The following is a 22,883-nucleotide window of genomic DNA, read 5'->3' on the forward strand; positions in this document are numbered from 1 at the left end:
CCGGAATGCGAGAGAAAACAAGAAAGTAGAGCGCTTCCGCGATTCTGAGAAAAGCCGAAACGCTCTAGACAACGGACGGACAGGAACATGGCTGCAGCCGCAGACGAATCAGCAAAGGGCAAGGGATCGCCGCTCATCATGACGATCGTCGGGCTGTTGGTGCTGACCGTGCTCGGCGGCGGCGGCGGCTGGGTCGTCGGTACCATGGTTGCGCCGAGGATCAAGGCGGCAGCTGCGGCCGTGCAGGCGAAAGCAGCGCCGGCCGGCGGCAAGCAGGCCGCGGCAGCGGCGGCAGGACAGACGAACGGCATCGTCGCGCTCGACCCGATCACCACCAATCTCGCCTATCCTTCGCAAAGCTGGATACGGCTGGAGCTGGCTCTGGTCTTCAAGGGGCAGCCGGACACCCAGCTGGCCCAGTCGATCCATCAGGACATCCTTGCCTATATCCGCACCGTCTCCCTGCAGCAGATCGAAGGTGCGCGGGGCTTGCAATATCTTCGGGATGACATTCAAGAGCGTGTTGACCTGCGCTCTGAAGGACGAGTATCGAAAGTTATGTTCAGAACTTTCGTGATCGAATGAGTCGGTTTGCACTTGTATTCGCTACATTAGCCCTTGCTGTTTTCTCGCCGGAGCTGGCGATGGCGCAGCAATTGTCGCAGCAGCTCCCCACAGATCTTCTGAACGCTCCGGTCAACGGCTCCGTTGCAGCTTGGATCATTCGCACCTTCGGGCTCCTGACGGTCCTGTCGATCGCACCGGGCATCCTGATCATGGTGACAAGCTTTCCGCGCTTCATCATCGCTTTTTCGATCCTGCGGACCGGCATGGGCCTTGCGACGACGCCGTCGAACATGATCCTGCTGAGCTTGGCCCTTTTCATGACCTTCTACGTCATGTCTCCGACCTTCGATCAGTCCTGGAAAGAGGGCGTGCAGCCGCTGCTCGCCAACCAGATTTCGGAAGCGGACGCCGTGCAGCGCATTGCCGAGCCCTTCCGTACGTTCATGTCGAACAATACGCGCGACAAGGATCTGAAGCTCTTCGTCGATCTGGCGAAGGAGCGGGGCCAGACCACCGTGGTCGATAACAAGATCGACTATCGGGTGCTGATCCCGGCTTTCATGATTTCTGAAATTCGCCGCGGCTTCGAGATCGGCTTCCTGGTTGTCCTGCCGTTTCTCGTCATCGACCTGATCGTGTCGACTATCGTTATGGCGATGGGCATGATGATGCTGCCGCCAACCTCGATCTCGCTGCCCTTCAAGATTCTGTTCTTCGTGCTGATCGACGGTTGGAATTTGCTGGTCGGCAGTCTCGTGCGCTCTTTCCACTGACGTAACAACGACGAAAAAATCATCCAAAGAAAATCGCCGGGAATCTCTTCTCGGCGATTTTCTTGTCTGCTGGATTTTTCAGTCTTATTCGGCGGCGATCGCCGCCGTGCTCGGATCGTCCGCCGTCATAAAGGGTTCGGTGCGGATCGGCAGCGCTGGCACATCCATATGGTCCGGTGCCAGCCCTTGCTTGGCGCGGTCCACCATCATCTCGAAGGCTGTCTCAAGGTGATGCGTGAAACGTTCGGAGTCGAAGAGCGGCTTGATGTAGCGATTGGCAACCAGCGTCTGCTTGAACTGCGCCATGCGCGCCGGCTGGCTGGCAAGCTCCACCGCCATGTCTTCATAGGCCTGCATGTCTTTAGCGACCAGCTCCGGCACGCCGATTGCGTTGAGCAGGCTTTCGCTGACGCGTGAGGCGAAGTTGGTGCCCTTGACAGTCAGAACCGGCAGGCCGCCCCAGAGCTGCTCCGAGGTCGTGGTATGGCCGTTGACCGGGAAGGTGTCGAGGCCGAGATCGGCGAGCTGCTGACGATCGATATGTTCCTGATAATCGATACGCGAGGTGAAGATGACGCGCTTGCGGCTGATGCCGCGGGCTTCCAGTCGCGCCCAGAGATTGGCCTCGGAGTGCGGGCCGTTGCATAGCAGCCAGAGCACGCCGTTCTTGCTGCGCTTCAGAATATTGCACCAGACGTCGATCATCTGCGAGGTGATCTTGCGGTTGCCGTTGAAGGAGGCAAAGACGAAAGCGTCCTCAGGCAACCCATGCTGGGCCCGGGTCGTCGGCCGCGGCTTCGGCCGGTTGAGCGGATCGTTCGGCTGATAGCAATCGGGAAGGCGGCAGAACTTCTCGTGGAAATGTTCCTTCGAACGCTCCGGTAGCACGAACTGGTCGCCGATGATGTAGTCGAGATCGATATTGACCGTCGTGCCGGGGAAGCCGAGCCAGGCAACCTGGATCGGGGCGGGCATGTAGTTGAAAATATGCGCCCGGCTTGCCTTCGTGTGCCCCTTGAGGTCGATGAGTATATCGATGCCGCGTGCGCGAATCTCAGCCGCCGCCGCCTGATCTGAGTGGCCGCGGATATCGACCAGAGTCCCAAGCTTCGCGTAATCGAATTCCTCTTCCTGCTGGGCAAGCGGATTGGAGTGGTCGAACAGAGTAATCTCGAACCGCTCCTTGTCGTGCAGCTCGAGAACGTGCTGCAGGAGCTTCATCGTTGCATGCCCCGGCCAGAAGTCGGAGGAGACGTATCCGATGCGGATCTTCCGGTTCCACGCATGCGGAAGCTTCCGGCGGGTCTCGGCGTGGCCGGCGGGCAGCGGAACGGTATCGTGGATGGCAAGTTTGTTGATGGCTTCGTCACCGCACCAGTGAAGATGGAAGAACGGGTTATCGGGGATCACATGATCGAGCTTGCCCTGCGCCAGAGATGCCAGGACTGGCGCCATGTGCCTGTCGACGGCGGCGAGGTCGGACTCCTCGCGTGCGAAGATCAGATAGAGCGTCCGGAAGATGATGTTGTCCGGGTAGGTCTTGAATAGGGTCGCGACGATGTGCTTGTTGCCCTCTTCGTAGAGATCGTCGGTAAGAAGCGTTGCCGCCATAAACCGATGCTTCATCTCCGGCCCTTCGACGAGCACGCTCTTGAAGCCGGTCAGAAGCTCTTTCTGTTGACGGCCGAGGAGAATACGGCTGAGAGCGAAAGCAAGGTCTGGATCCTTGAATGCCAGCGGCAAGATGAGGCTACCGACAGCGAGCGCCTGATCGTCGTTACCGCATTCGCTATGGAGCAGCAGCGCTTCGCGGAGATAGTCTTCGCGGCGGGGCGGTTGCCTGCCGGCCAGTTCGTAGGCGCTCGCAGCATCCGCCTTGAAGCCGAGTTTGAGCAGCGTCTTGGCCAGCAATGCATAGGTCTTGGAGGACCTGTCGACATTAAGCAGATCGTTCAGCGTTTCGAGCGCGCGCGTATATTGCCCCTTCTGATAGAGACTGGACGCTGCTGAAAAGGCGTTTTTCGTATTCACGAGCGAGAACTCCAAGCGGAATGTTGAACCGGCTCTCGTCAACGGCCGAGTGCCGGCATCATGGATTCGCTTGATCATCGCCTGCGTAGCTTGCCTGAAACCGAAGCAACCGTCGAAAATGCTTTTACGGAATTTTAGCCACGTTCCTGAGAGCCATTTTCCAGGCGCCCGAATTTAAGAAATTGGCAAGTAATGGATGCGACTTTCCTCGCGACATGACGGGTTTGGTCCTCTAGGAAGACGGATCGAGGGGCATGAAGCTGCTCCGTCATCGCCGGTATTCTCAGTCCGGTATGTCCTCCTTTCGTATCCAGTTTCCAGGGGACACACTCAAATGACCAGCATTCTTACCAACAACTCCGCAATGGCCGCCCTCCAGACGCTGCGCGGCATCAGCAACAACCTGCAGCAGACGCAGAGCCACGTTTCGTCCGGCCTGCGCATCTCCAAGGCTTCGGACAACGCTGCTTACTGGTCGATCGCCACCAGCATGAAGTCCGACAACGGCGCTATCGGTGCTGTTTCCGACGCTCTCGGCCTCGGTGCCGCAAAGGTCGACACCGCTTCGACCGCTGTTTCCAGCGCGATCGACATCGTCGGCCAGATCAAGAACAAACTTGCAACCGCCATGGAAGGCTCGGTTGACAAGAAGTCGGTTCAGGAAGAAGTCGGCCAGCTGCAGCAGCAGCTGCAGAGCGTTGCTCAGTCAGCTTCGTTCAACGGCGAAAACTGGGTCATGGCTAAGAACGGCGGTTCGGCTTCGGTCGTTTCCTCCTTCATCCGCGGCACCAACGGCACGGTTTCGGTCAGCACGACTGCCTACAAGTTCGACACCAGCTCGGTTGGTAACGTTCTGTTCGGCACGACTGCAGCCGGCGGTCTCGACACGGCATCCGGTATTCTCGGCAGCAAGTCGAGCATCGGCGGCACCCAGTATTCGGTCTTCAGCCTTGACATCAGCAAGATGACCTCCGGCCAGATCTCCAGCGCCCTGAACATGGTTCAGTCTGCTCTGAACTCCATGACCAGCATGGGTTCGAAGCTCGGCTCGATCTCCAGCCGCATCAGCCTGCAGACGAGCTTCGCTTCCTCGCTCTCCGACTCGATCCAGTCGGGCGTTGGCAAGCTGGTCGATGCCAATATGGAACAGGAATCCAGCAAGCTGTCCGCTCTGCAGACGCAGCAGCAGCTCGCCGTTCAGTCTCTCTCGATCGCCAACTCTTCGAACCAGTCGATCCTGTCGCTGTTCCGCGGCTAATAGGTTCGGCGTTAATCGCCGAGCAATAATCTTAAACAAGACGTTAACCGCGCCTACTAAGGCGCGGTTTTTTTTATTTTTTTCGGGTTTTTAGAGGTTCAAGATTTTTTAACTATATTGCTGTTTCTTAGGACCATCGAAGCGGCGAGTTAACCTTAACAGATTGGGTTAACAGGCATGATGCTGAATGCCGTTACCGGTTTAGGTCCGGAATGTCCCTTATTCTAACCACTGCCAAAAGGGGCAAACATTATGACGAGCATTCTTACCAACAACTCCGCGATGGCAGCTCTCCAGACGCTGCGCGGCATCAGCAGCAACCTGCAGCAGACGCAGAGCCACGTTTCGTCCGGCCTGCGCATCGCCAAGGCTTCGGACAACGCYGCTTACTGGTCGATCGCCACCAGCATGAAGTCCGACAACGGCGCYATCGGTGCYGTTTCCGACGCTCTCGGCCTCGGCGCCGCTAAGGTCGACACGGCTACCACGGCCRCKACCAGCGCGRTCGACATCGTCGGCCAGATCAAGAACAAGCTTGCAACCGCCATGGAACCGTCGGTTGACAAGAAGTCRGTTCAGGAAGAAATCGGYCAGCTGCAGCAGCAGCTGCAGAGCGTTGCCCAGTCGGCTTCGTTCAACGGCGAAAACTGGGTCATGGCTAAGAACGGCGGTTCGGCTTCGGTCGTTTCCTCCTTCATCCGCGGCACCAACGGCACGGTTTCGGTCAGCTCGACCAACTACAAGTTCGACACCAGCTCGGTTGGTAACGTTCTGTTCGGCACGAATGCAGCCGGCGCTCTCGACACGGCTTCCGGTATCCTGGGCAGCAAGAACACCACCGTCAACGCTTCGGTCTTCAGCCTTGACATCAGCAAGATGACCTCCGGCCAGATCTCCAGCGCCCTGAACATGGTTCAGACCGCTCTGAACTCCATGATCAGCATGAACTCGCGCCTCGGCTCGATCTCGGCTCGTATCGACCTGCAGACGAGCTTCGCTCATTCGCTCTCCGACTCGATCCAGTCGGGCGTGGGCAAGCTGGTCGATGCCAACATGGAACAGGAATCCAGCAAGCTGTCCGCTCTGCAGACGCAGCAGCAGCTCGCCGTTCAGTCTCTCTCGATCGCCAACTCTTCGAGCCAGTCGATCCTGTCCCTGTTCCGCGGCTAATAGGTTCCGGCGTCTACCGCCGACCGAAAATCTTAAATACGTCAACCGCGCCTGCACAGGGCGCGGTTTTCGTTTATCGGCCAGCAGCCGCGGGCAGGCTACGTTGCTGCAGTACCTTCCAGACCGGAGATGGCGCCCGGCCCGCCTGGCCATGCAAGACCGTGTCAGGCGAAGGTCCACGCAAAAATCGGCATTCTCTCGCAACCGAAGCGGCAATCGCTCCGGTGGATCCGGTGACAATACAGATGCGGCCGTCGTTGCACGAGTTTGTCCAGCCTCGACGAAGTCTGATTTTGTTAACTATTATGGATGACGTTAACCTTTTATTAACGCTATTCCTGTCAGTTGCAGCTAACGCAACGGTTGGTTAACCTCTCCTAAGAGTCGGTTAACAAGCATGAGGCTGATTGCCGTTCCCGGCCGCAGACCGGAATGTCCCTTCCTATGTCAGCCACAAGGGGCACCCTCAATGACTAGCATTCTCACCAACGACGCAGCGATGTCCGCTCTCCAGACTCTGCGCGGCATCAGCAGCAATCTGCAGAATACGCAGAGCCGCGTTTCCTCCGGTTATCGCGTCGCCAAGGCATCGGACAATGCCGCCTACTGGTCGATCGCGACCACCATGCGTTCCGACAACAGCGCGCTTTCCGCCGTGTCCGACGCACTGGGGCTGGGAGCCGCAAAAGTCGATACGGCCTATACGGCGATGGATAACGCGATAAACGTCGTGCAGCAGATCAAGGACAAGCTCGTTGCTGCGACGGAAAACAGTGTCTCCAAGGGAGATGTGCAGGAGGAAATCGCGCAGCTTCAACAGCAGTTGGAGAGCATTGCTCAGTCGGCATCGTTCTCGGGTCAAAACTGGATGTTCGCGGCCAATGGCGCGTCCGCATCGGTCGTTTCTTCGTTCGTGCGCAACAATGACGGCACGGTTGCGGTCAATAGCACCAGCTATAGTTTCGATACGGGTTCTCACGGCAACGTCATGTTCGGCGCGAAGCCCGGCGGCACGATCGATACCAATTCAGGCATTCTTGGAACCAAGCAGACGATCGGCAGCAAGTCCTATTCGGTCTTCAGCCTCAACATCAACGGCATGACCAGTGGCGATATTGGCAAGGCGATGAACCTCGTGCAGGGCGCGCTCAATGCCATGACCAGCACGTCTTCGCAGCTTGGCTCGCTCTCGACCCGCATCGATCTGCAGACAAGCTTTGTCTCTACGCTGCGCGACACCATTGATTCGGGCGTCGGCAAGCTCGTCGATGCCAATATGGAACAGGAATCGAGCAAGCTGTCTGCCCTGCAGACGCAGCAGCAGCTGGCGATACAGTCATTGCAGATTGCCAATACCAGCGCACAGAGCGTCCTTTCGCTCTTCAAAGCTTGATCGGAGCTTGCGCTAGGATAGCGCGACGGCATTTACCTCTTGTCGTCGCGCGTTGGCTTTTGTTAACCTTATCGACAACTGATTTGCAGTATCTGTTCAAGGGTTGCCTCTCGATTTTCCTCAAAGCGAGGGCGGCGTCTTGTTTTAGCGACGGGCCGCGCTGGGAAATCTCCCGCTGGTGGGCATGAGGCCATTCGTTGCTGCCGGATCGGCCCGGTTTGCCAATCCCAATGGAATTACGGATTTTCTGATGAGCAATGTGACGGCGAATGGGGCCACGTCTGCGGCATTGACCGTGTTACGCGGTGTCAACAAGGATCTCGGTGTCGTACAGCTGCAGGTGTCGTCCGGCTACCGCATTCAGAAGGCGAGCGACGATCCGACCTATTGGTCGATGGCGACGACCATGCGCTCGGATCAGAGCAGCCTGTCGACCATCAACGACGCCCTCGGTCTTGGCTCTTCCAAGGTCGACACGGCATCGACCGCCATGGATACGGTTGTCGGCCTGCTGACCCAGATCCAATCCAAGCTGGTTTCGGCAAAGGAACCGGGCACAGACAAGACCGCCATCAATTCCGATATCCAGCAGCTTAAGAATCAGCTGCAGTCTGTCACGCAGTCGGCCTCCTTCTCCAATGAGAACTGGCTCTACAATACGGACGCGCATCCCACCATGCAGCAGTCGGTCATCAGCAATTTCACCCGTGGCACGGGTGGACAAATCACCCTTGAGACGATCGGCTACGACAGTTCCCAAACCTTGATGATCGATACTGCCGATGCGAGCCGTGGCTTGTTGACGAAGAATGTCGATGCCAGCACATTCAGCACGTCGAGCGGCGGCTCAACGCCCCGCAACTACTATCTTCTGGCCGCCACTGGCGGCACGCCGCCAACTGGTGGCACCGAAATCGCCATTTCGAGCACCACCACCGACGATCAGCTGACAGACATGCTCAACGTCACGAGTTCGCTTTTGAAGTCTGCAACGGCGGCCGGCGCAACGCTCGGTGTGATGAAGTCGAATATCGACGACCAGTCGAATTATATTTCCAAGCTCACCGACAGCATCAAGAGCAGCGTCGGCGACATGGTCGACACGAACATGGAAGAAGCAGCGGCGCGGCAATCAGCCTTACAGACGGCGCAGCAGATGGGAGTGCAAGCGCTGTCGATCGCCAATAGCATGGCGAGCAAGGTGTTGATTATCCTTCAGGGCAAATGATGCCGGGTGGCGCGGCGGGATGGCCAATGCCGTCCCCGCATTCATCCTCGCACAAGTTTGACTGCCTACGGTCCGGCGCAGTGGCATGGTTGCGCCGCAAGCTGCCGGAGAGAGTCGTCATCTCCGCCAGCGTCGCCAGAAGACGGAAACCGGAAGCGTGATGATCGACGTTTTGAGAATGGGAAATGACCGGCCCTTTTGTGGCATCCACCCGCAGCGTCTAGCCGACGCGAAAGGGGAGATGCGCGCATGAGCCTGGCAATATCCCGATATCTCAAGGACTTCGGTGCCGAGCAAGCTCCGCCCGCGGACATGCCGGATATGGCTTTCGCCGAGCCGCTGGACTTTCCGGAAAGTGTGGTGGAGCCGCCGGTCGACGTCGAAGCCGAGCGCCGCGCCGCCTTTGCCGAAGGGCATGAAGCGGCGACGCAGGAGCTGTCTGAAAGACATCGTGCCGAGTGCGAGGCCATGAGCCTCTCGTTCCGAACCGAAATGGATGCGCTGCGGACACGCTATGAAGAACAGGCGGCTGAGAGAATTGCCGTCAACCTGGCAAGTATTGCCACGATGCTCGGCCAAGCCATCAGCGCGGAGGCGGCTGCGGTTCTCGCGCCAGTCATGACCGAGACGATGACGATGAAGGCCGTCACCGATCTTGCCGACCTGGTCAGGACCGCAATTCTCGATGGCGGCGCAGGCCCCATCTCCGTCAGCGGCCCGCGCCATCTCTTCGAAGCGCTGCAGGCCAATCTTGGTGAGAGCGCAACTCTGCTGCGTCACGTCGAAGCCGAAGATGTCGATCTGACGGTAACCATCGGTGAGAGCGTTCTTGTGACCCGCATGTCCGCATGGGCCGCCAGCTTGAAAGAGATTCTGAAATGAGCGATGGCGATCAAAATCACGGAAAGCACGAGATCATCATCGTCAAGCGTCACGGCGGCGGCGATCATGAAGGCGGTCATGGCGGCGCGTGGAAAATTGCCTATGCTGACTTCATGACGGCTATGATGGCTTTCTTCCTCGTCATGTGGCTGGTCAATGCCGCCAATGAGGAGACGAAGGCCTCGGTCGCGTCCTATTTCAACCCTATCAAGCTCGCCGATGAGAAGCCCACGGAGAAGGGGCTCAAGAAGCCCGTCGACAAGGCCGAGGGCGAGAAGAACAAGCAGAAATCGGACAAGGCACAGGACAAGCCGAATGACGGCAAGTCGGCCAAGACGGGCGAGGACCTGACGGCGACGTCGGGCGACCAGACGAACTATTCAGAGGCCGATTTCTTCGAAAATCCCTATTCGGTGCTGGCTGAGATCGCACAGGAAGTCGGCCAGCAGGCCAATGTCAGCGCCAAGGGCGAGGGCGGTGCCGCTCAATCCGGCCCTGCTACGGGCGCCGATGGCGGTCAGGCCTATCGCGATCCCTTCGACCCGGATTTTTGGACGAAGCAGGTTCAGGTTTCCAGCGCCTCGAAGAAGGCGAATGAGGAACAGTCCGCCAAGTCGGATAAGTCCCCGAAGGGAGAGGTCGTGGCCCTGTCCAAGGCGACGGCAGCCGATAGCGGCCAACCCGCCGATCAGCCGCAGATCGCCGAGCAGCAGCCGACGCAGAGCGAGCCGCAGGCCGTCGGCAAACAGCAGGGTAAGCAGCAGTCACAACAGCAGCAGGTTGCCAGCGCCAAAGAGCAAAGCAGCGCCTCCAGCTTCGACGATAACGTCGCCGTTTCTCCAAGCAAGGATACTCCGCCGACGAAGGCGCAGCAGCAGGAAGCCAAGCAGCTGCAGCAGGAGATCGAGGCGCAGATCGGCGGCATCGCCGGTCAACTGGCCGAGGGACTGCAAGTCACGGCAGCCGAAGGCGGCGTGCTGGTGACCATCTCCGACCAGAGCAACGATCCGATGTTCAATATCGGCTCCGCCGTGCCGCGCCGGGAGATGGTGCTAGCCATGGAGAAGATCGGGAAGGTGCTGTCGGAGCGCAAGGGAGCGATCCTTATCCGCGGTCACACCGACGGACGCCCTTACATGGTCAGCGGCCGCAACGACAACTGGCGTCTGTCGCTCGATCGTGCCCAGAGCGCCTATTACATGCTGACGAGCAGTGGCCTCGACGAGAAGCGGATTTCGCAGGTCTCCGGCTTTGCAGATCGGCGACTGAAATTGCCCAACGATCCCTTCAACGACGCGAACCGCCGTATCGAGATACTGATCGTCAATTCGCCGGCTCAGGCCGCGAAGGACCCCGCAAAGCCCGATGGCCAGAACCCCGTCAAACCGGCGCTGGAGAAAGCCAAGCCGGGCCAAGGCAAGCAGGGCTAATCCATGGCGCGCAAACGGCATCGTCATCATCTTGCACTTGCGTTGAGCCTCGGCGTATTGACGCCGTGGGGAGCTCGTGCCGAGGGGCAGGACAACCTGCCGCTCTACAAGATGCTGCGCTCGCTTGAATTCGTTCAGGATTCCGTGGTTGCGGGCGATAGCTCAGCGGGTGAGATGCAACGCTTCCTGCTGGCCACGATCGATGCGCGGCTGCGCAATGCGGATAAGTCCATTTTCGAAGATACCCGCAATTCCGACGCGGCTCTCGCCTATGCGATGAGCGGCGGCAATCCGGAAACGCTCGAATACCTTATGCAGCGTGATATCAACGGCAATTTCGACAATCGCGTTGCCGACGTTCTCAGAAAATATCTGAACGGCAAGGGTCTGCTGGTGGTCAATACCCTTGCGGATATCGCCAAGGAATATCGCGGCAAGCCGATCGGTCCTTACCTCTCGCTGATTGCCGGCAATGTCATGTCCGGCAAGAATGCCATGGCGGCCCTGAAGCTTTACGATTGGGCCCGGTTGCTGGCGCCCGGCACCGTCGTCGAGGAGTCCGCACTGCGCCGCTCGCTTGCTTTGTGCGCCGATGCCGGGATGGTGCCGCAGGGGATCGAATATGCGAGGCGCTATACGAGGCGCTTCCTGCATTCTCCCTATGCCAGCCAGTTTGCCGACCTCTTCGTGCAGTTGGTCGTGGATCACGATTCCGACGTCAAGCAGCAGGATATCATCGACATCCTTGCCTCGATGGATCCACCCAGGCAGCGGGAGATCTATCTGCGCATGGCTCGTCGCGCAGCGATTGCCGGCAAGGCCGATCTGGCCGCGCTCGCGGCGGGCCGCGCTCAGGCCATATCAAGTGACGGTAGTGATGCCTTCGGCGCGCTGGCGGGTTTTTACGGCGGCGTAGCCGGCGTTTCGACGTCGGATGTGGAGGCGGCGATCAGCAACCTCAATCAAATGCCCGCCGGCGAGCTGAATGCACGGGATCGCGCACTGCGCGACGCAGCGACGGCCGTGGCGGAGGAGATTCTGCGGGCGCCCGATCCTGCAAGCCTCGGGCAAGGCAACGTTCCTAATCTGCCCAATCAACAGAATACTGAACACGATGCTGCTGTGACGATTAAAACGGGAGGCCAGTCCCCCGGCATAGCGGGTGTTGAGCAGGGAGGCGCGGTAAAGGCAGCTCCCGTCTCGAAGGGAGGGGGGCAGGAGGCCGACTCTTCGTTCAACGCATTCGTCACGACGAGCCGCTCGAAGCTGGATGCTATCGACGGCATGTTGAAGCAGGGAAGTCATTGATCATGAACGACATCGGTGTCTCCGGCGCCTCGTCCGGCGCAGATATTCTTGTTGCCGCAAAGGGCTCCCGCTCCGGGAAGCAGGATGATGGCAAGGGTTTTCTCGATGCATTGGCCAATTCGCTCGGCAACGGGCGCAATTCGTCTGGCGCGGATGCCGGAACAGGTACGTCGAAAACAGCCAATGACAATTCCGACGGCGATGTGGGCGCAGCAAAGGCGGCGCTTGCTATCGATGACAGGGTTAATGTCGGAGTCGGGATGATCGATACGTCCGCCGCGAATATCGCAAATCTGGCCGGCCTGGTGAAAGGGGCGAAGTCCCTTCAGGATGCCGGTCCTCTCTCGCTCTCGAAGTCGCTGGCCGAGCTTCAGAAGGCCGCACAGGCGATGCCTGGAACCGATCCTTCCGCCGCAGAGGCGGGCCGTGCTGCCGGTGCCAACGATCCGACGGCGGCGATGCCCGATACTGGCAAAGTACCGACGCAGGCGGATGCAGCGGCGCAGCTTGCCGAGATCGCGCAACAACTGGCGGAAGCCGTCGCCGGCGGTCAGGCCGTTCCCGCGGATGGCAATGGCAAGGCACCATCCACAAAGTCTGACAAGGACACATCTTCGGCCGACGATGGTAAGTCTACGGCGACGCAAGGCGCGCCTGTTGCGAATTCGATTACCGACGCTCTCTCGCTGCTGAATGTCGCGCAAACCGTTGTTGCTGGGCAGGAGGCTGCCGCGAACAACGGACAGGTTCGCGGCGATGCGAAGGTCCAGGGAGTAACACTTTCCGCCGCGGGGTTGAAGGATGCCGCGGCTAATGCAGAGCAAGCCATGCCGACAGACGGTGCGACGACCGACACGGCGCAGACCTTCCGGTTGGCGCGCGCAGATGGGAAAACCAGCGCGCTTGACATGTCGATCGCCAAGCGCGGCGAGGAGGCGGCCGACGTCAAGATATCCGCTGCTGCCGGCGGCGATGCACAAACCGTCACCGTTCTCGATTCACGTCGTTATCTGGGGCTTGCTGCCAACTCGGCATTGGTCACCGGATCGCTGGCTGGAAATCGCGAATGGTCGGCCGCAATGCAGCCGGGTTCGGCACTCTCCAACGCCGCAAATCTCGGCAGCACAGGCAAGGTCGTCAACACGCTGAAGATCCAGTTGCGCCCCGACAATCTTGGCGATGTTACTGCTACGATGCGGCTTTCCGGCGATCAACTGACCGTCGATCTGAAGGTGCAGACGGGCGAGGCCTACAGACAGCTGCACGCGGATCAGAGCCGCATGGTCGATGCTCTGCGAGCGCAGGGCTATCAGGTCGACAGCATTACCGTCTCCATGGCCTCCAATTCGGATCAGCAGTCGGATAGCGGCCGGCAGTCCGGATCGAGTCAACAGCAGCAGCAATCCTTGCTGAACCAGGGGCAGGGCGGTGACGCGCGTCCGCGAGGCCAGAACTATTCGGGGCAGCAAGCAGATGGAAACAAGGGCAATCGCGGTTCGAGTGAGCGCGGCGTGGACGGCGGCGCTGCTGGTGGCGTTCAGCGTTCTCGCTCTGGTGCGGTTTACCTCTGATGCACAAGCATCGGCTAACCCGACACCGCCAAATAATGGCGCCGCCGGCCTCTGCGAACGCGAGATCCAATCGGCAGCCGCGAAATACGGAATACCGGAAGGAATACTCTATTCGGTCGGTTTGACGGAGACAGGACGCAAAGGCTCACTCTACCCCTATGCGCTCAATGTCGAAGGACGGCCCATCTTTCCGCCCTCCGAGAATGCCGCCCTACAGGTTTTTGCCGCAGCAAGGCAGAGCGGCGCCAAGCTTATCGACGTCGGCTGCATGCAGATAAATCAGTATTTCCACGGTGAGAATTTTACCTCCGTGGAGGCAATGTTCGACCCGCGCAGCAATGTCGAATATGCCGCGAAGTTTCTCCGCAATCTTCACGACAGGCATGAAACGTGGACGATGGCGGTAGCAAGATACCATGCCGGTCCGAACAACGACCCCGCCCAGAAGGTCTATGTTTGCCGCGTGATCGCCAATTTGGTCGCGACGGGTTACGGCAAATGGACGGCCAACGCGGCAACATTCTGCCGCAATTAGACAACCTATAGATTGTATTCGCCTTCTGGTTAGCTGGCGCTAACTTTTGCGCTGCGATTGACTGCCACCAGATTGCCCAAAATATGCCTATTAACGATAAGCTAACAAACAAGTTTTTTATTGGTGTGATTTGATAACTACCTACTATATGTAGTGCAAATCGCACCCCTATGGTTAATCAATTATTAATTTCTGCCACTCATTTCCGACAGTTGTTCGTGATTCGCCCGATTCGTACCCATAGGTCATCGAAACACCACACTGATTCGGAGGCGGACGAATGATCGTAGTGGTTGATGAGCGAGAGCTCGTTAAGGACGGATATACATCACTCTTTGGGCGCGAGGGCATCCCGTCCACGGGATTTGACCCACGCGAATTTGGCGAATGGGTTACCACGGCGGCCGAGGGCGATATTGCCGCTGTCGAAGCGTTTTTGATCGGGCAGGGACAGCACGTTCACGAGCTGCCGAGAGCGATTCGCGACCGGACGGCGGCGCCAGTCATCGCAGTCAGCGATCAACCCTCGCTCGAATCGACGCTTGCACTCTTCGATTGCGGCGTGGACGACGTCGTGCGCAAACCGGTACATCCCCGCGAGATCCTGGCAAGGGCCGCAGCGATCCGCCGGAGGCTGAAGGCCATTAGCAACTATACCGATATCGGACCGATTCGCGTTTTTGCGGATGGTCGCGATCCGGAGATCAATGGCGAGGTTTTTGCACTGCCGCGGCGTGAGCGTCGCATCCTGGAATATTTGATTGCGAACCGCGGTCGCCGGGTAACGAAGACGCAGATCTTCAATGCCATCTACGGCATCTTCGACGAGGAAGTTGAAGAGAACGTGGTCGAAAGCCACATTTCGAAGCTTCGCAAGAAGCTTCGCAAGAAGCTGGATTTCGATCCCGTCGATTCCAAGCGTTTCCTCGGCTATTGCATCGATTGGGAGTGAAGCTTCCCGCCAGCCTCTAGCTTTCCGAATTTAACTATGTGCCCGGGAATCCACCGATTCCCGGGCTTCTTTTTTTGCGAGGCAGCTGGTGCCGCCCAAGTTAAATGGTGCGTTATGCCTTACATTTTGTGCTTGGTGAGCGTCGCTTGCCGGTTTGTCGGGATACTTGGCGGAGCGATTTCACAATGATCGGTTTTCTGTCCTCACAGACAGCTTCACGCAAGGCCCGCCACCTACTCTCAGTCGCATGAAGGATAACGAGGATTCCAGATGAGGAATTTCGGCAACGTAAGGATCGTGACTGCGGAAGGGGATGTGCAGACCAATCGTCTGGGCGTCGTCTCCGGTATGGTCACCCGTGCGATGCCGGCTCGTCTCGGTGGTCCCGTATGCGAAAACGCTTCCAGGCGGTCATTTCGAATCCACTGGGTGGTGCCAACGTCGGTCTATTCAATTCCGTCGGTCTCACCTCGATGGGCTAACCTGACGCATCCGGCGTGCCATCGGCCGATCTGCGGCGCAAAAACGAATAGGGTATCGAGTCAGTCATGACGCTCACATCAGCTCTCAACAACGCGCAGGCAATATTCAACAATACCGGCACGCAGAGCAGCGTCGTGTCGAACAATATCTCAAACGCGAATAATGCCGATTACTCGCGTCGACAGGCCATACTCACGACCAACGGGACTGGCGCGCAGGTCGTCAAGATCGCTCGCAGCCAGGAGCCGGCGCTGCAAACGGCCTTTCTTACCAACTCCTCGTCCGATGCGGCGCAGCAGTTGCTTTTGGCCGCTTACGGCAACCTTAAGTCGGCCACGCTTGGCGGCAACAACAACGAAATCGCGCCAGCCACCTATCTGGCGGCATTCCAGACCGCGATGCAGAACTTCTCCGGTTCACCGTCCAACACGACGGCGGCAAAGTCGGCAATCAATGCGGCTCAGAGCCTGGTAACCTCGCTCAACAATGCCACGACGGCCGTACAAAATGCGCGTACGGATGCGGACAAGAAGATCAGCTCCGACGTCGACACGCTGAACAGCCTGCTGAAGCAGTTCCAGACGGCGAATGACGCGGTGAAATCTGCAACAGCGACGGCCGGCCCGACTTCGAGTGCGGCTGCCGATGCGCTCGACCAGCGTGATTCGCTTCTGAAGCAGATTTCGCAGATCGTCGGTGTGACCGCGGTAACGCGCGGCAACGGCAACGATATGGCGCTATACACTTCGAGCGGCACGACCCTGTTCGAAACCATCCCGCGTACGGTGACTTTCACACCGACGAATACCTATACGGCGGGGACGCAGGGCAACAATGTCTACATCGATGGGGTGGCGCTGACCCCAGGACAGGGCGCGAGCACGACCGCGCAGGGCAGCCTTCAGGCCTCGCTTCAAGTTCGCGACACCGTTGCGCCCACCTATCAGAGGCAGCTTGACGAAATCGCACGCGGCCTGGTCTCGACATTTGCGGAAACGACGTCCAGCGGCACAACAAAGGCCGCCGGCCTGTTCACCTACACCGGTGCACCGGCCACCTGGACCGCTGGCACCGGACTGGACACCGGGGCAGTTGTTACTGGCCTTGCCGGTACTCTCAAGCTCAATGCGGCTGCGGTCTCCAATCCGAGCCTGCTGCGCGACGGCGGTATCAACGGCAGCGCCTATATCACGAACCCGAGCTATGATCCGGCTAACCCGTCAAAGCCCCTGGATGCCGGCTATTCGGGGAAGCTCGATGGGTTGATCACCGCGATGAACACGAAAATCAGCTTTGACGGCGGTGCCGGGTCCGATACCAGCGCCACCCTCATGAGCTACTCGGCGAGCTCCATAGGTTGGCTCGAAGGCCAGCGCAGCTCGGCAACCTCGGCGGCGGAAAATACCTCGGCGGCCCTGTCGCGCTCCTCGGGCGCCTATTCGAATGCAACGGGTGTCAACCTCGACGAAGAGCTGACGCTGATGATGGATATCGAACAGTCCTACAAGGCTGGAACCAAGATATTGAACGCCGTCAATGCGATGCTTCAATCGGTACTGGATATTGCGAGCTAAGCCATGAAACTTTCTTTCATTTCGAGCCAAGCCATTCAGAACGCCATGCGCCAGACGATCCGTCAGGCGCAGAACGAGATGACGAGCGCTTCGACCGAAGCGACCACGGGCGTCTATGCCGATATCGGCGTCTCCCTCGGCGGCAATACATCGCTCAACGTCAACCTGACGAGAGAAGTTTCGCGCATCGATTCCATTCTGGGCAGCAACTCGATTGCAAACCAGCGAATGACGACGTCGCAGACGGCGCTGACCGGCATGAGCTCGAACGCGCAGAAACTCATGGATCAGTTGGTGGCGCTGCGCGGCAACACCGATGGCACCAGCATTGCGCTGACCCAGCAGCTCTCGACATCGACACTGTCGAGCGTCATCGCTTCCGCCAACGTCATGGTCAACGGCGAATATCTCTTTGCCGGCACCAACACCGATGTTCAGCCTATGACCGACAAGTCGGCAACGACAAACGCGGCGATCCAAACCGCGTTGGGGACCTATGCCACCAGCAAGGGCACAACGGTCGATAAGCTCACCGGCGCTCAGATGAAGGATTTTATCACGACGACAGTTGAGCCGATGTTCACGTCCGACGCCGGCTGGTCGCAGTGGTCGAGCGCTTCGGATCAGAACATGACGAGCCGGATCAGCAATACCGACGTGGTTGAAACCTCGACCAATTCGAACTCTGCCGGTATGCGCTATCTGGCGCTCGCCACCAGTGTTACCAATGCGCTGATGAAAACGACGCCCGCCCTCAGCCAGGATGCGCTGAGCGCGGTCACCGATCAGGCCATCAGCTACTCGCGCCAGGCGATCGACGGGTTGAACAATCAGGCTAGCCAGCTCGGGCTGTCGCAATCGCGCCTGTCGGACGCGAACACGACGTTGAACGCACAGAAGACCATTCTGAATACAAATATAGGCGATCTGACAGGGGTGGATCCCTACGAGGCCTCGACGAAGGTCAACAGTCTTCAGACCGAGCTCCAAACGGCTTATACTATTGTCTCCAAGATCCAGCAGCTAAGCCTTGTAAATTACCTTTGATGATCAAAGGGAAGGAATGACCAGGAAGGATGCATGAATGTATCAGTTCTCATATGCGGAAGTCATGCAGGATGCAGTGGCCGACGCCAAGGAGCGAGAACGACAAGTTCTGGACCGGTCGATAGCTCTCCTTTCTGCGGCCCGTGATGCGGAAAAATACGGCCGGGAAGCGATCGAAGCTCTCTATTATACGCAGCGCGTATGGGTGAGCTTCGTCGAGGACCTAAAAAGTCCGGAGAACCAGCTTAACGTCGAACTACGGGCCAATATTATTTCGATCGCTATCTGGATTTTGAAGGAATGCGAACGAATCCGGCGGCGCCAGTCGGTTAATTATCAAGGCATCATCGATGTCACCACCATCATCAGGGATGGACTTAAATGAAAAGTACGCTTCGCATATCGCTTAAAGCCGGGGAAAAGATCTTTATCAACGGGGCTGTTCTGCGCGTCGATCGCAAGGTCGCCCTGGAATTCCTGAATGATGTGACATTCCTGCTTGAAAACCACGTGCTTCAACCGGAAGACGCCACGACCCCGATGCGTCAGCTCTATTTCATCGCGCAGATGATCCTCATCAATCCCGAGGGCAAAGAGCAGTCGACGGCAATGTTCCGCAAATCGATCGTCATGCTGCTGTCGTGCTTCCATAATGAGGAAGTGCTGGCCGAGCTGAAGCGCATCGACGGCCTCGTCGCAACGGGTCGTGCCTTCGATGCTCTGAAGGCTATCCGTACGCTCTATCCGATCGAAGACGGTATTCTGAACAATCAGGAAATGCCGGCGGCGACCATCGAGCACATCCGCCGCGAGATCGCTCCATGGCAGCGGTAGACCCCCTTGCCGGCGCGACCGGAAGCTCGTCTTCGGGCAATTCCTCGAAGACTGCCGCCGGCGCGGCCGTAAGCGCTAACCTGAACTACAACAATTTCCTGCAGCTCCTCGTCGCTCAGATGAAGAACCAGGATCCGACCAGCCCGATGGACGCCACCCAGCAGATCTCTCAGCTGGCGAGCTTCTCGCAGGTCGAACAGCAGATCCAGACGAATTCGCATCTGGAAACGGTATTGCAGAACCAGTGGATCTCGCAGGCCTCCGATTATATCGGCAAGCAGATCATGAGCGCCGACGGCAAGACGACGGGCACCATCAAGGAAGTTACCGTCTATACAGATGGTATCATCGCCCAGACCAATGCCGGCGACAAGATTCTGATCCAGGCCGGCGTGACCATCGCTCCGGCAGGAACCACCATTGATACCCCGGCCGCGTCGAGTGATAATAGCTCGAGCGATTCGTCGAATTCGAACGGGGATTCGACCAGCAGCTAATGAGTAGCTGCTGAACAGGGGATGACGTTGCATGAATGAAGCCGATGCGTTGGATATTTTCCAGGCGGCCATATGGACGGTGCTTGTAGCTTCCGGTCCGGCCGTGCTCGCAGCGATGGTTGTGGGCCTGGTGATTGCCTTGGTTCAGGCCTTGACCCAGGTGCAGGAGGCAACACTCACCTTCGTGCCGAAGATTGTTGCCGTCATGGTGACGATCGGTGTCACGGCTCCCTTCGTCGGCTCGCAGATCTCGATCTTCACCAATCTCGTCTTTTCCCGCATTCAGTCGGGCTTCTGAGGCATTTCGCCCAAAGGGCGGATGGGAAAGGTCGCGGTGCGCTTTGGACGTCGCGACCAGCAGCTGAATCATGTTTCGGATCATGCGCTTCGTCGATCAAAGCCATTCTCGCGCAAGCTTCGCCTTTTAAAGATCGGTTCGAATAGGGCAGGCGGCTCAGCCGTTTGCCTCCTCTCATGAAGAGACGGAAAATCGGTCGATGGCACAACCACCCGCACTAGCGCTCCCAAAAGCTAATCCCAGCATTCGTGATATCGGGTTTGCCCTCGGTATTATGGTCATCCTTTGCGTGCTGTTTCTGCCGATCCCGGCATTTCTGATTGACCTTGGACTCGCTTTTTCGATCGCGCTTTCGGTGCTCATCCTCATGGTGGCATTGTGGATCAAGAAACCGCTTGAATTCTCATCCTTCCCAACGATCCTGCTGATCGCCACGATGACGCGCCTTGCGCTGAACATCGCGACCACGCGCGTCATCCTTTCGCATGGCTATGAAGGGCACGACGCCGCCGGTGGCGTTATCGCCGGCTTTGCGAGCCTGGTCATGTCGGGCGATTTCGTCATCGGTCTTATCGTCTTCCTGATCCTTATTACCATCAACTTCATCGTCATCACGAAGGGTGCGACGCGTATCGCCGAAGTCGGCGCCCGCTTCACCCTGGATGCTATCCCCGGCAAGCAGATGGCGATCGATGCCGACCTTTCGGCCGGTCTGATCGACGAAAAGGAAGCGCAGCGGCGGCGGCGTGAGTTGGAAGAGGAGAGCTCTTTCTTCGGTGCGATGGACGGTGCCTCGAAATTCGTGCGCGGCGATGCCGTTGCCGGCCTTCTGATCACCTGTATCAATATCTTCGGCGGCATCATCATTGGCTATTTCCGTCACGGCATGCCGATCGGTCAGGCTGCGGATGTCTTCGTCAAGCTCTCCGTCGGCGACGGTCTTGTGTCGCAGATGCCGGCACTCGTCGTGTCGCTTGCCGCGGGTCTTCTCGTTTCCCGAGGCGGCACGGCTGGCTCCACCGACCAGGCGGTCATCAATCAGCTGAGCGGCTATCCACGCGCACTCGCCGTCTCGGCCGTCCTTATGGGCATTCTCGCTGTAATGCCCGGCATGCCTTTCCTGCCTTTCGTGTTCCTCGGTGGATTGCTGGCCGCCGGTGCCTGGTTTATTCCGCGCCAGATCGAAGCCGAAAACAAGCTGCGCCGCGACGCCGAAGAGCAGAAGGTGATGCAGTCGAAGGAGATGGAAAAGGATTCGGTCAAGTCGGTTCTGAAGACCGCCGAGATCGAACTGGCTCTTGGCAAGATCGTTTCCACGCGCCTGCTCGGGGCCCATCAAGAGCTGGCCTTCCGCGTCGGCAAGATGCGCAAGAAGTTCGCCACCCAGTACGGTTTCGTCGTACCGGAGATCAAAGTGATCGACGATATGGCCATTGCCGACAAGTCCTACCAGATCCGGATCCATGGAACCACGGTCGCGTCCAACATGCTGCGTGTCGGCGAAGTGCTCGTGGTCACCGGCTCCGGCCGCAAGCCGACCGTTCCGGGCGACGAGATTCGCGAACCCGCTTTCGGTATGCCCGCCGTCTCCGTTCTCGAGGCTTTCGCCGAGGATCTGAAGCGCGAAGGTTTCCAGCCCATCGACAACGTCTCCGTCGTGCTCACCCATATGAGCGAGGTCATCCGCAACAACCTGCCGGCGCTTCTCTCTTACAAGGACGTGAAGATCCTGATCGAGCGTCTCGATCCGGAGTACAAGAAGCTGGCCGACGAAATCTGCTCGTCGCACATGTCCTATTCGGGCCTGCAGGCGGTGCTGAAACTGTTGCTCGCCGAGCGCGTCTCGATCCGCAATCTGCACCTTATCCTGGAAGCGGTTGCAGAACTCGCGCCGCATGTTAGAAAGACCGAGCAGATCGTTGAGCATGTCCGCATACGCATGGCACAGCAGCTCTGCGGCGACCTGGCCGACAACGGCGTGCTGCGCGTCCTGCGCCTCGGCAGTAAGTGGGATCTGATCTTCCATCAGGCGCTGAAGCGCGACCAGAAGGGCGAAATCGTCGAATTCGATATCGATCCGCGCAGCCTGGAAGAATTCAGCGAGCAGGCGGGCAAAGTTATCCGTGAATACATGGATCGCGGCATGCCCTTCGTTCTTGTCACGTCGCCGGAAACGCGCTCCTATGTGCGCATGATCATCGAACGCCTGTTCGCGACGCTTCCGGTTCTGTCGCATGTCGAGTTGGCCAAGGGGATCGAGATCAAGATTCTAGGTTCGATTTCATGATAACTGACCCCCAGGGGACCATTCTGGCGCTTTTCGTCGCCTTCTGCCGCATCGGCAGTTGCATAATGGTGCTCCCGGGATTTTCGTCAGGCCGCGTACCGGTGCAGATCAGGCTTCTGCTCGCTGCGGCCTTGTCGATGGCCGTCCTGCCCCTGTTGTGGAACACGATCTATCCGGCGGTGGCAAAAGACGGCGCCAGCTATATCGGACTGATTTTCACGGAAATGGTCATCGGCCTGATGTACGGCATGATGGCTCGCATCTACACGCTCGGCTTGCAGTTTGCCGGCACGGTCATATCGATGCTGATCGGCTTTAACGCACCGGCCGGCGCCGATCTTGTCGAAGATTCGAGCGAGACCTCATTGACCAGCTTCATCAGCTTTTGCGGGTTAATGGTCCTCTTCATCCTGGATTTCCATCACTATGTTCTCCAGGCGCTGGTCGATTCCTATTCCGTCATCCCCTTCGGTGGTCACATCGATCCGCGATCCGCACTGATATCGATCACGGATACGCTATCGACGACTTTTTTCATCATGCTCAGGCTGTCGAGCCCGTTTTTACTTTACGGCATGATGTTCCAGATTTCGATCGGCTTCATCAACAAGCTGGCGCCGCAGATCCCGATCTACTTCATCTCCACGCCCTATCTTTTGATGGGTGGCTTGTTCATGCTTTATTTGAGCATCGCGGCGGTGATTAATCAGTTCTCCAACGCGTTTCTTAGCGTCTATAACGGGCATTAGCCGATGAGGAACAGGG

The 22,883-nt window shown here is 58.3% G+C and carries 21 protein-coding genes; 20 read left to right on the plus strand and 1 reads right to left on the minus strand.

Features of this window, described 5'->3' with window-relative positions:
* The first annotated feature begins 87 nt into the window (after positions 1-87).
* Together QD461_RS24275 and fliP are read left to right on the plus strand one after the other, a co-directional pair.
* Positions 88-585, plus strand: a complete 498-nt coding sequence (locus tag QD461_RS24275; protein WP_414090022.1) for a flagellar basal body-associated FliL family protein — start codon at positions 88-90, stop codon at positions 583-585.
* Entirely contained in the window at positions 582-1,340 is a 759-nt protein-coding gene (gene fliP / locus QD461_RS24280) for a flagellar type III secretion system pore protein FliP (protein ID WP_414090023.1), read from the plus strand. Before QD461_RS24275 ends, fliP begins: the two co-directional genes overlap by 4 nt.
* An 84-nt stretch (positions 1,341-1,424) precedes the next feature.
* Here fliP and QD461_RS24285 read toward each other — a convergent pair whose 3' ends face one another.
* Positions 1,425-3,371 carry a glycosyl transferase gene (locus tag QD461_RS24285; protein ID WP_414090024.1) on the minus strand — a complete coding sequence of 649 codons (1,947 nt, stop codon included), beginning with the start codon at positions 3,369-3,371 and terminating at the stop codon, positions 1,425-1,427.
* 334 nt (positions 3,372-3,705) lie between these two features.
* On the opposite strand from QD461_RS24285, the gene QD461_RS24290 reads away from it, so the two are divergent.
* From QD461_RS24290 to fliR, 18 genes are all read left to right on the plus strand, one after another.
* Entirely contained in the window at positions 3,706-4,629 is a 924-nt protein-coding gene (locus tag QD461_RS24290) for a flagellin (RefSeq protein WP_414090025.1), read from the plus strand.
* 252 nt (positions 4,630-4,881) lie between these two features.
* On the plus strand, positions 4,882-5,799 hold the full coding sequence (locus QD461_RS24295) for a flagellin (protein ID WP_414090026.1): 918 nt from the start codon (positions 4,882-4,884) through the stop codon (positions 5,797-5,799).
* A gap of 469 nt (positions 5,800-6,268) precedes the next feature.
* The gene (locus QD461_RS24300) at positions 6,269-7,192 is read left to right on the plus strand and encodes a flagellin (RefSeq protein ID WP_414090027.1); all 924 of its coding nucleotides are present in this window, start codon (positions 6,269-6,271) and stop codon (positions 7,190-7,192) included.
* Between the two features lie 250 nt (positions 7,193-7,442).
* The gene (locus QD461_RS24305; RefSeq protein WP_414090028.1) at positions 7,443-8,420 is read left to right on the plus strand and encodes a flagellin; all 978 of its coding nucleotides are present in this window, start codon (positions 7,443-7,445) and stop codon (positions 8,418-8,420) included.
* A gap of 249 nt (positions 8,421-8,669) precedes the next feature.
* Positions 8,670-9,302: a hypothetical protein gene (locus QD461_RS24310; protein WP_414090029.1), complete on the plus strand. Its 633-nt coding sequence runs from the start codon at positions 8,670-8,672 to the stop codon at positions 9,300-9,302.
* Positions 9,299-10,732 (plus strand): MotB family protein, encoded by a 1,434-nt coding sequence (locus QD461_RS24315; protein WP_414090030.1) that lies wholly within the window; start codon positions 9,299-9,301, stop codon positions 10,730-10,732. The genes QD461_RS24310 and QD461_RS24315 overlap by 4 nt, the downstream gene beginning before the upstream one ends.
* 3 nt (positions 10,733-10,735) lie before the next feature.
* Positions 10,736-12,040 carry a chemotaxis protein MotC gene (gene motC / locus QD461_RS24320; RefSeq protein WP_414090031.1) on the plus strand — a complete coding sequence of 435 codons (1,305 nt, stop codon included), beginning with the start codon at positions 10,736-10,738 and terminating at the stop codon, positions 12,038-12,040.
* 2 nt (positions 12,041-12,042) lie between these two features.
* On the plus strand, positions 12,043-13,611 hold the full coding sequence (locus QD461_RS24325; protein WP_414090032.1) for a flagellar hook-length control protein FliK: 1,569 nt from the start codon (positions 12,043-12,045) through the stop codon (positions 13,609-13,611).
* Positions 13,571-14,146, plus strand: a complete 576-nt coding sequence (locus tag QD461_RS24330; protein WP_414090033.1) for a transglycosylase SLT domain-containing protein — start codon at positions 13,571-13,573, stop codon at positions 14,144-14,146. The genes QD461_RS24325 and QD461_RS24330 overlap by 41 nt, the downstream gene beginning before the upstream one ends.
* A 280-nt stretch (positions 14,147-14,426) precedes the next feature.
* Positions 14,427-15,098, plus strand: a complete 672-nt coding sequence (gene rem / locus QD461_RS24335) for a transcriptional activator Rem (protein WP_184709466.1) — start codon at positions 14,427-14,429, stop codon at positions 15,096-15,098.
* Between the two features lie 548 nt (positions 15,099-15,646).
* On the plus strand, positions 15,647-17,155 hold the full coding sequence (flgK, locus tag QD461_RS24340; RefSeq protein WP_414090034.1) for a flagellar hook-associated protein FlgK: 1,509 nt from the start codon (positions 15,647-15,649) through the stop codon (positions 17,153-17,155).
* 3 nt (positions 17,156-17,158) lie between these two features.
* Positions 17,159-18,202 (plus strand): flagellar hook-associated family protein, encoded by a 1,044-nt coding sequence (locus tag QD461_RS24345; RefSeq protein ID WP_414090035.1) that lies wholly within the window; start codon positions 17,159-17,161, stop codon positions 18,200-18,202.
* Between the two features lie 37 nt (positions 18,203-18,239).
* The gene (flaF, locus tag QD461_RS24350) at positions 18,240-18,587 is read left to right on the plus strand and encodes a flagellar biosynthesis regulator FlaF (RefSeq protein WP_184709472.1); all 348 of its coding nucleotides are present in this window, start codon (positions 18,240-18,242) and stop codon (positions 18,585-18,587) included.
* A complete protein-coding gene (flbT, locus tag QD461_RS24355) occupies positions 18,584-19,036 on the plus strand; it encodes a flagellar biosynthesis repressor FlbT (RefSeq protein WP_184709474.1) in 453 nt (150 codons plus the stop codon). Before flaF ends, flbT begins: the two co-directional genes overlap by 4 nt.
* Complete coding sequence (flgD, locus tag QD461_RS24360) at positions 19,024-19,533, plus strand: flagellar hook assembly protein FlgD (protein ID WP_414090036.1); 510 nt, start codon at positions 19,024-19,026, stop codon at positions 19,531-19,533. The genes flbT and flgD overlap by 13 nt, the downstream gene beginning before the upstream one ends.
* Before the next feature lie 31 nt (positions 19,534-19,564).
* On the plus strand, positions 19,565-19,831 hold the full coding sequence (gene fliQ / locus QD461_RS24365; RefSeq protein WP_184709478.1) for a flagellar biosynthesis protein FliQ: 267 nt from the start codon (positions 19,565-19,567) through the stop codon (positions 19,829-19,831).
* Positions 19,832-20,030: 199 nt separating this feature from the next.
* Entirely contained in the window at positions 20,031-22,118 is a 2,088-nt protein-coding gene (flhA, locus tag QD461_RS24370; protein WP_184709480.1) for a flagellar biosynthesis protein FlhA, read from the plus strand.
* Positions 22,115-22,867, plus strand: a complete 753-nt coding sequence (fliR, locus tag QD461_RS24375) for a flagellar biosynthetic protein FliR (RefSeq protein ID WP_414090037.1) — start codon at positions 22,115-22,117, stop codon at positions 22,865-22,867. Before flhA ends, fliR begins: the two co-directional genes overlap by 4 nt.
* Positions 22,868-22,883 lie beyond the last annotated feature (16 nt).

The sequence above is a fragment of the Rhizobium sp. BR 314 genome, assembly GCF_047445805.1.
GTDB lineage: Bacteria > Pseudomonadota > Alphaproteobacteria > Rhizobiales > Rhizobiaceae > Rhizobium > Rhizobium lusitanum_B.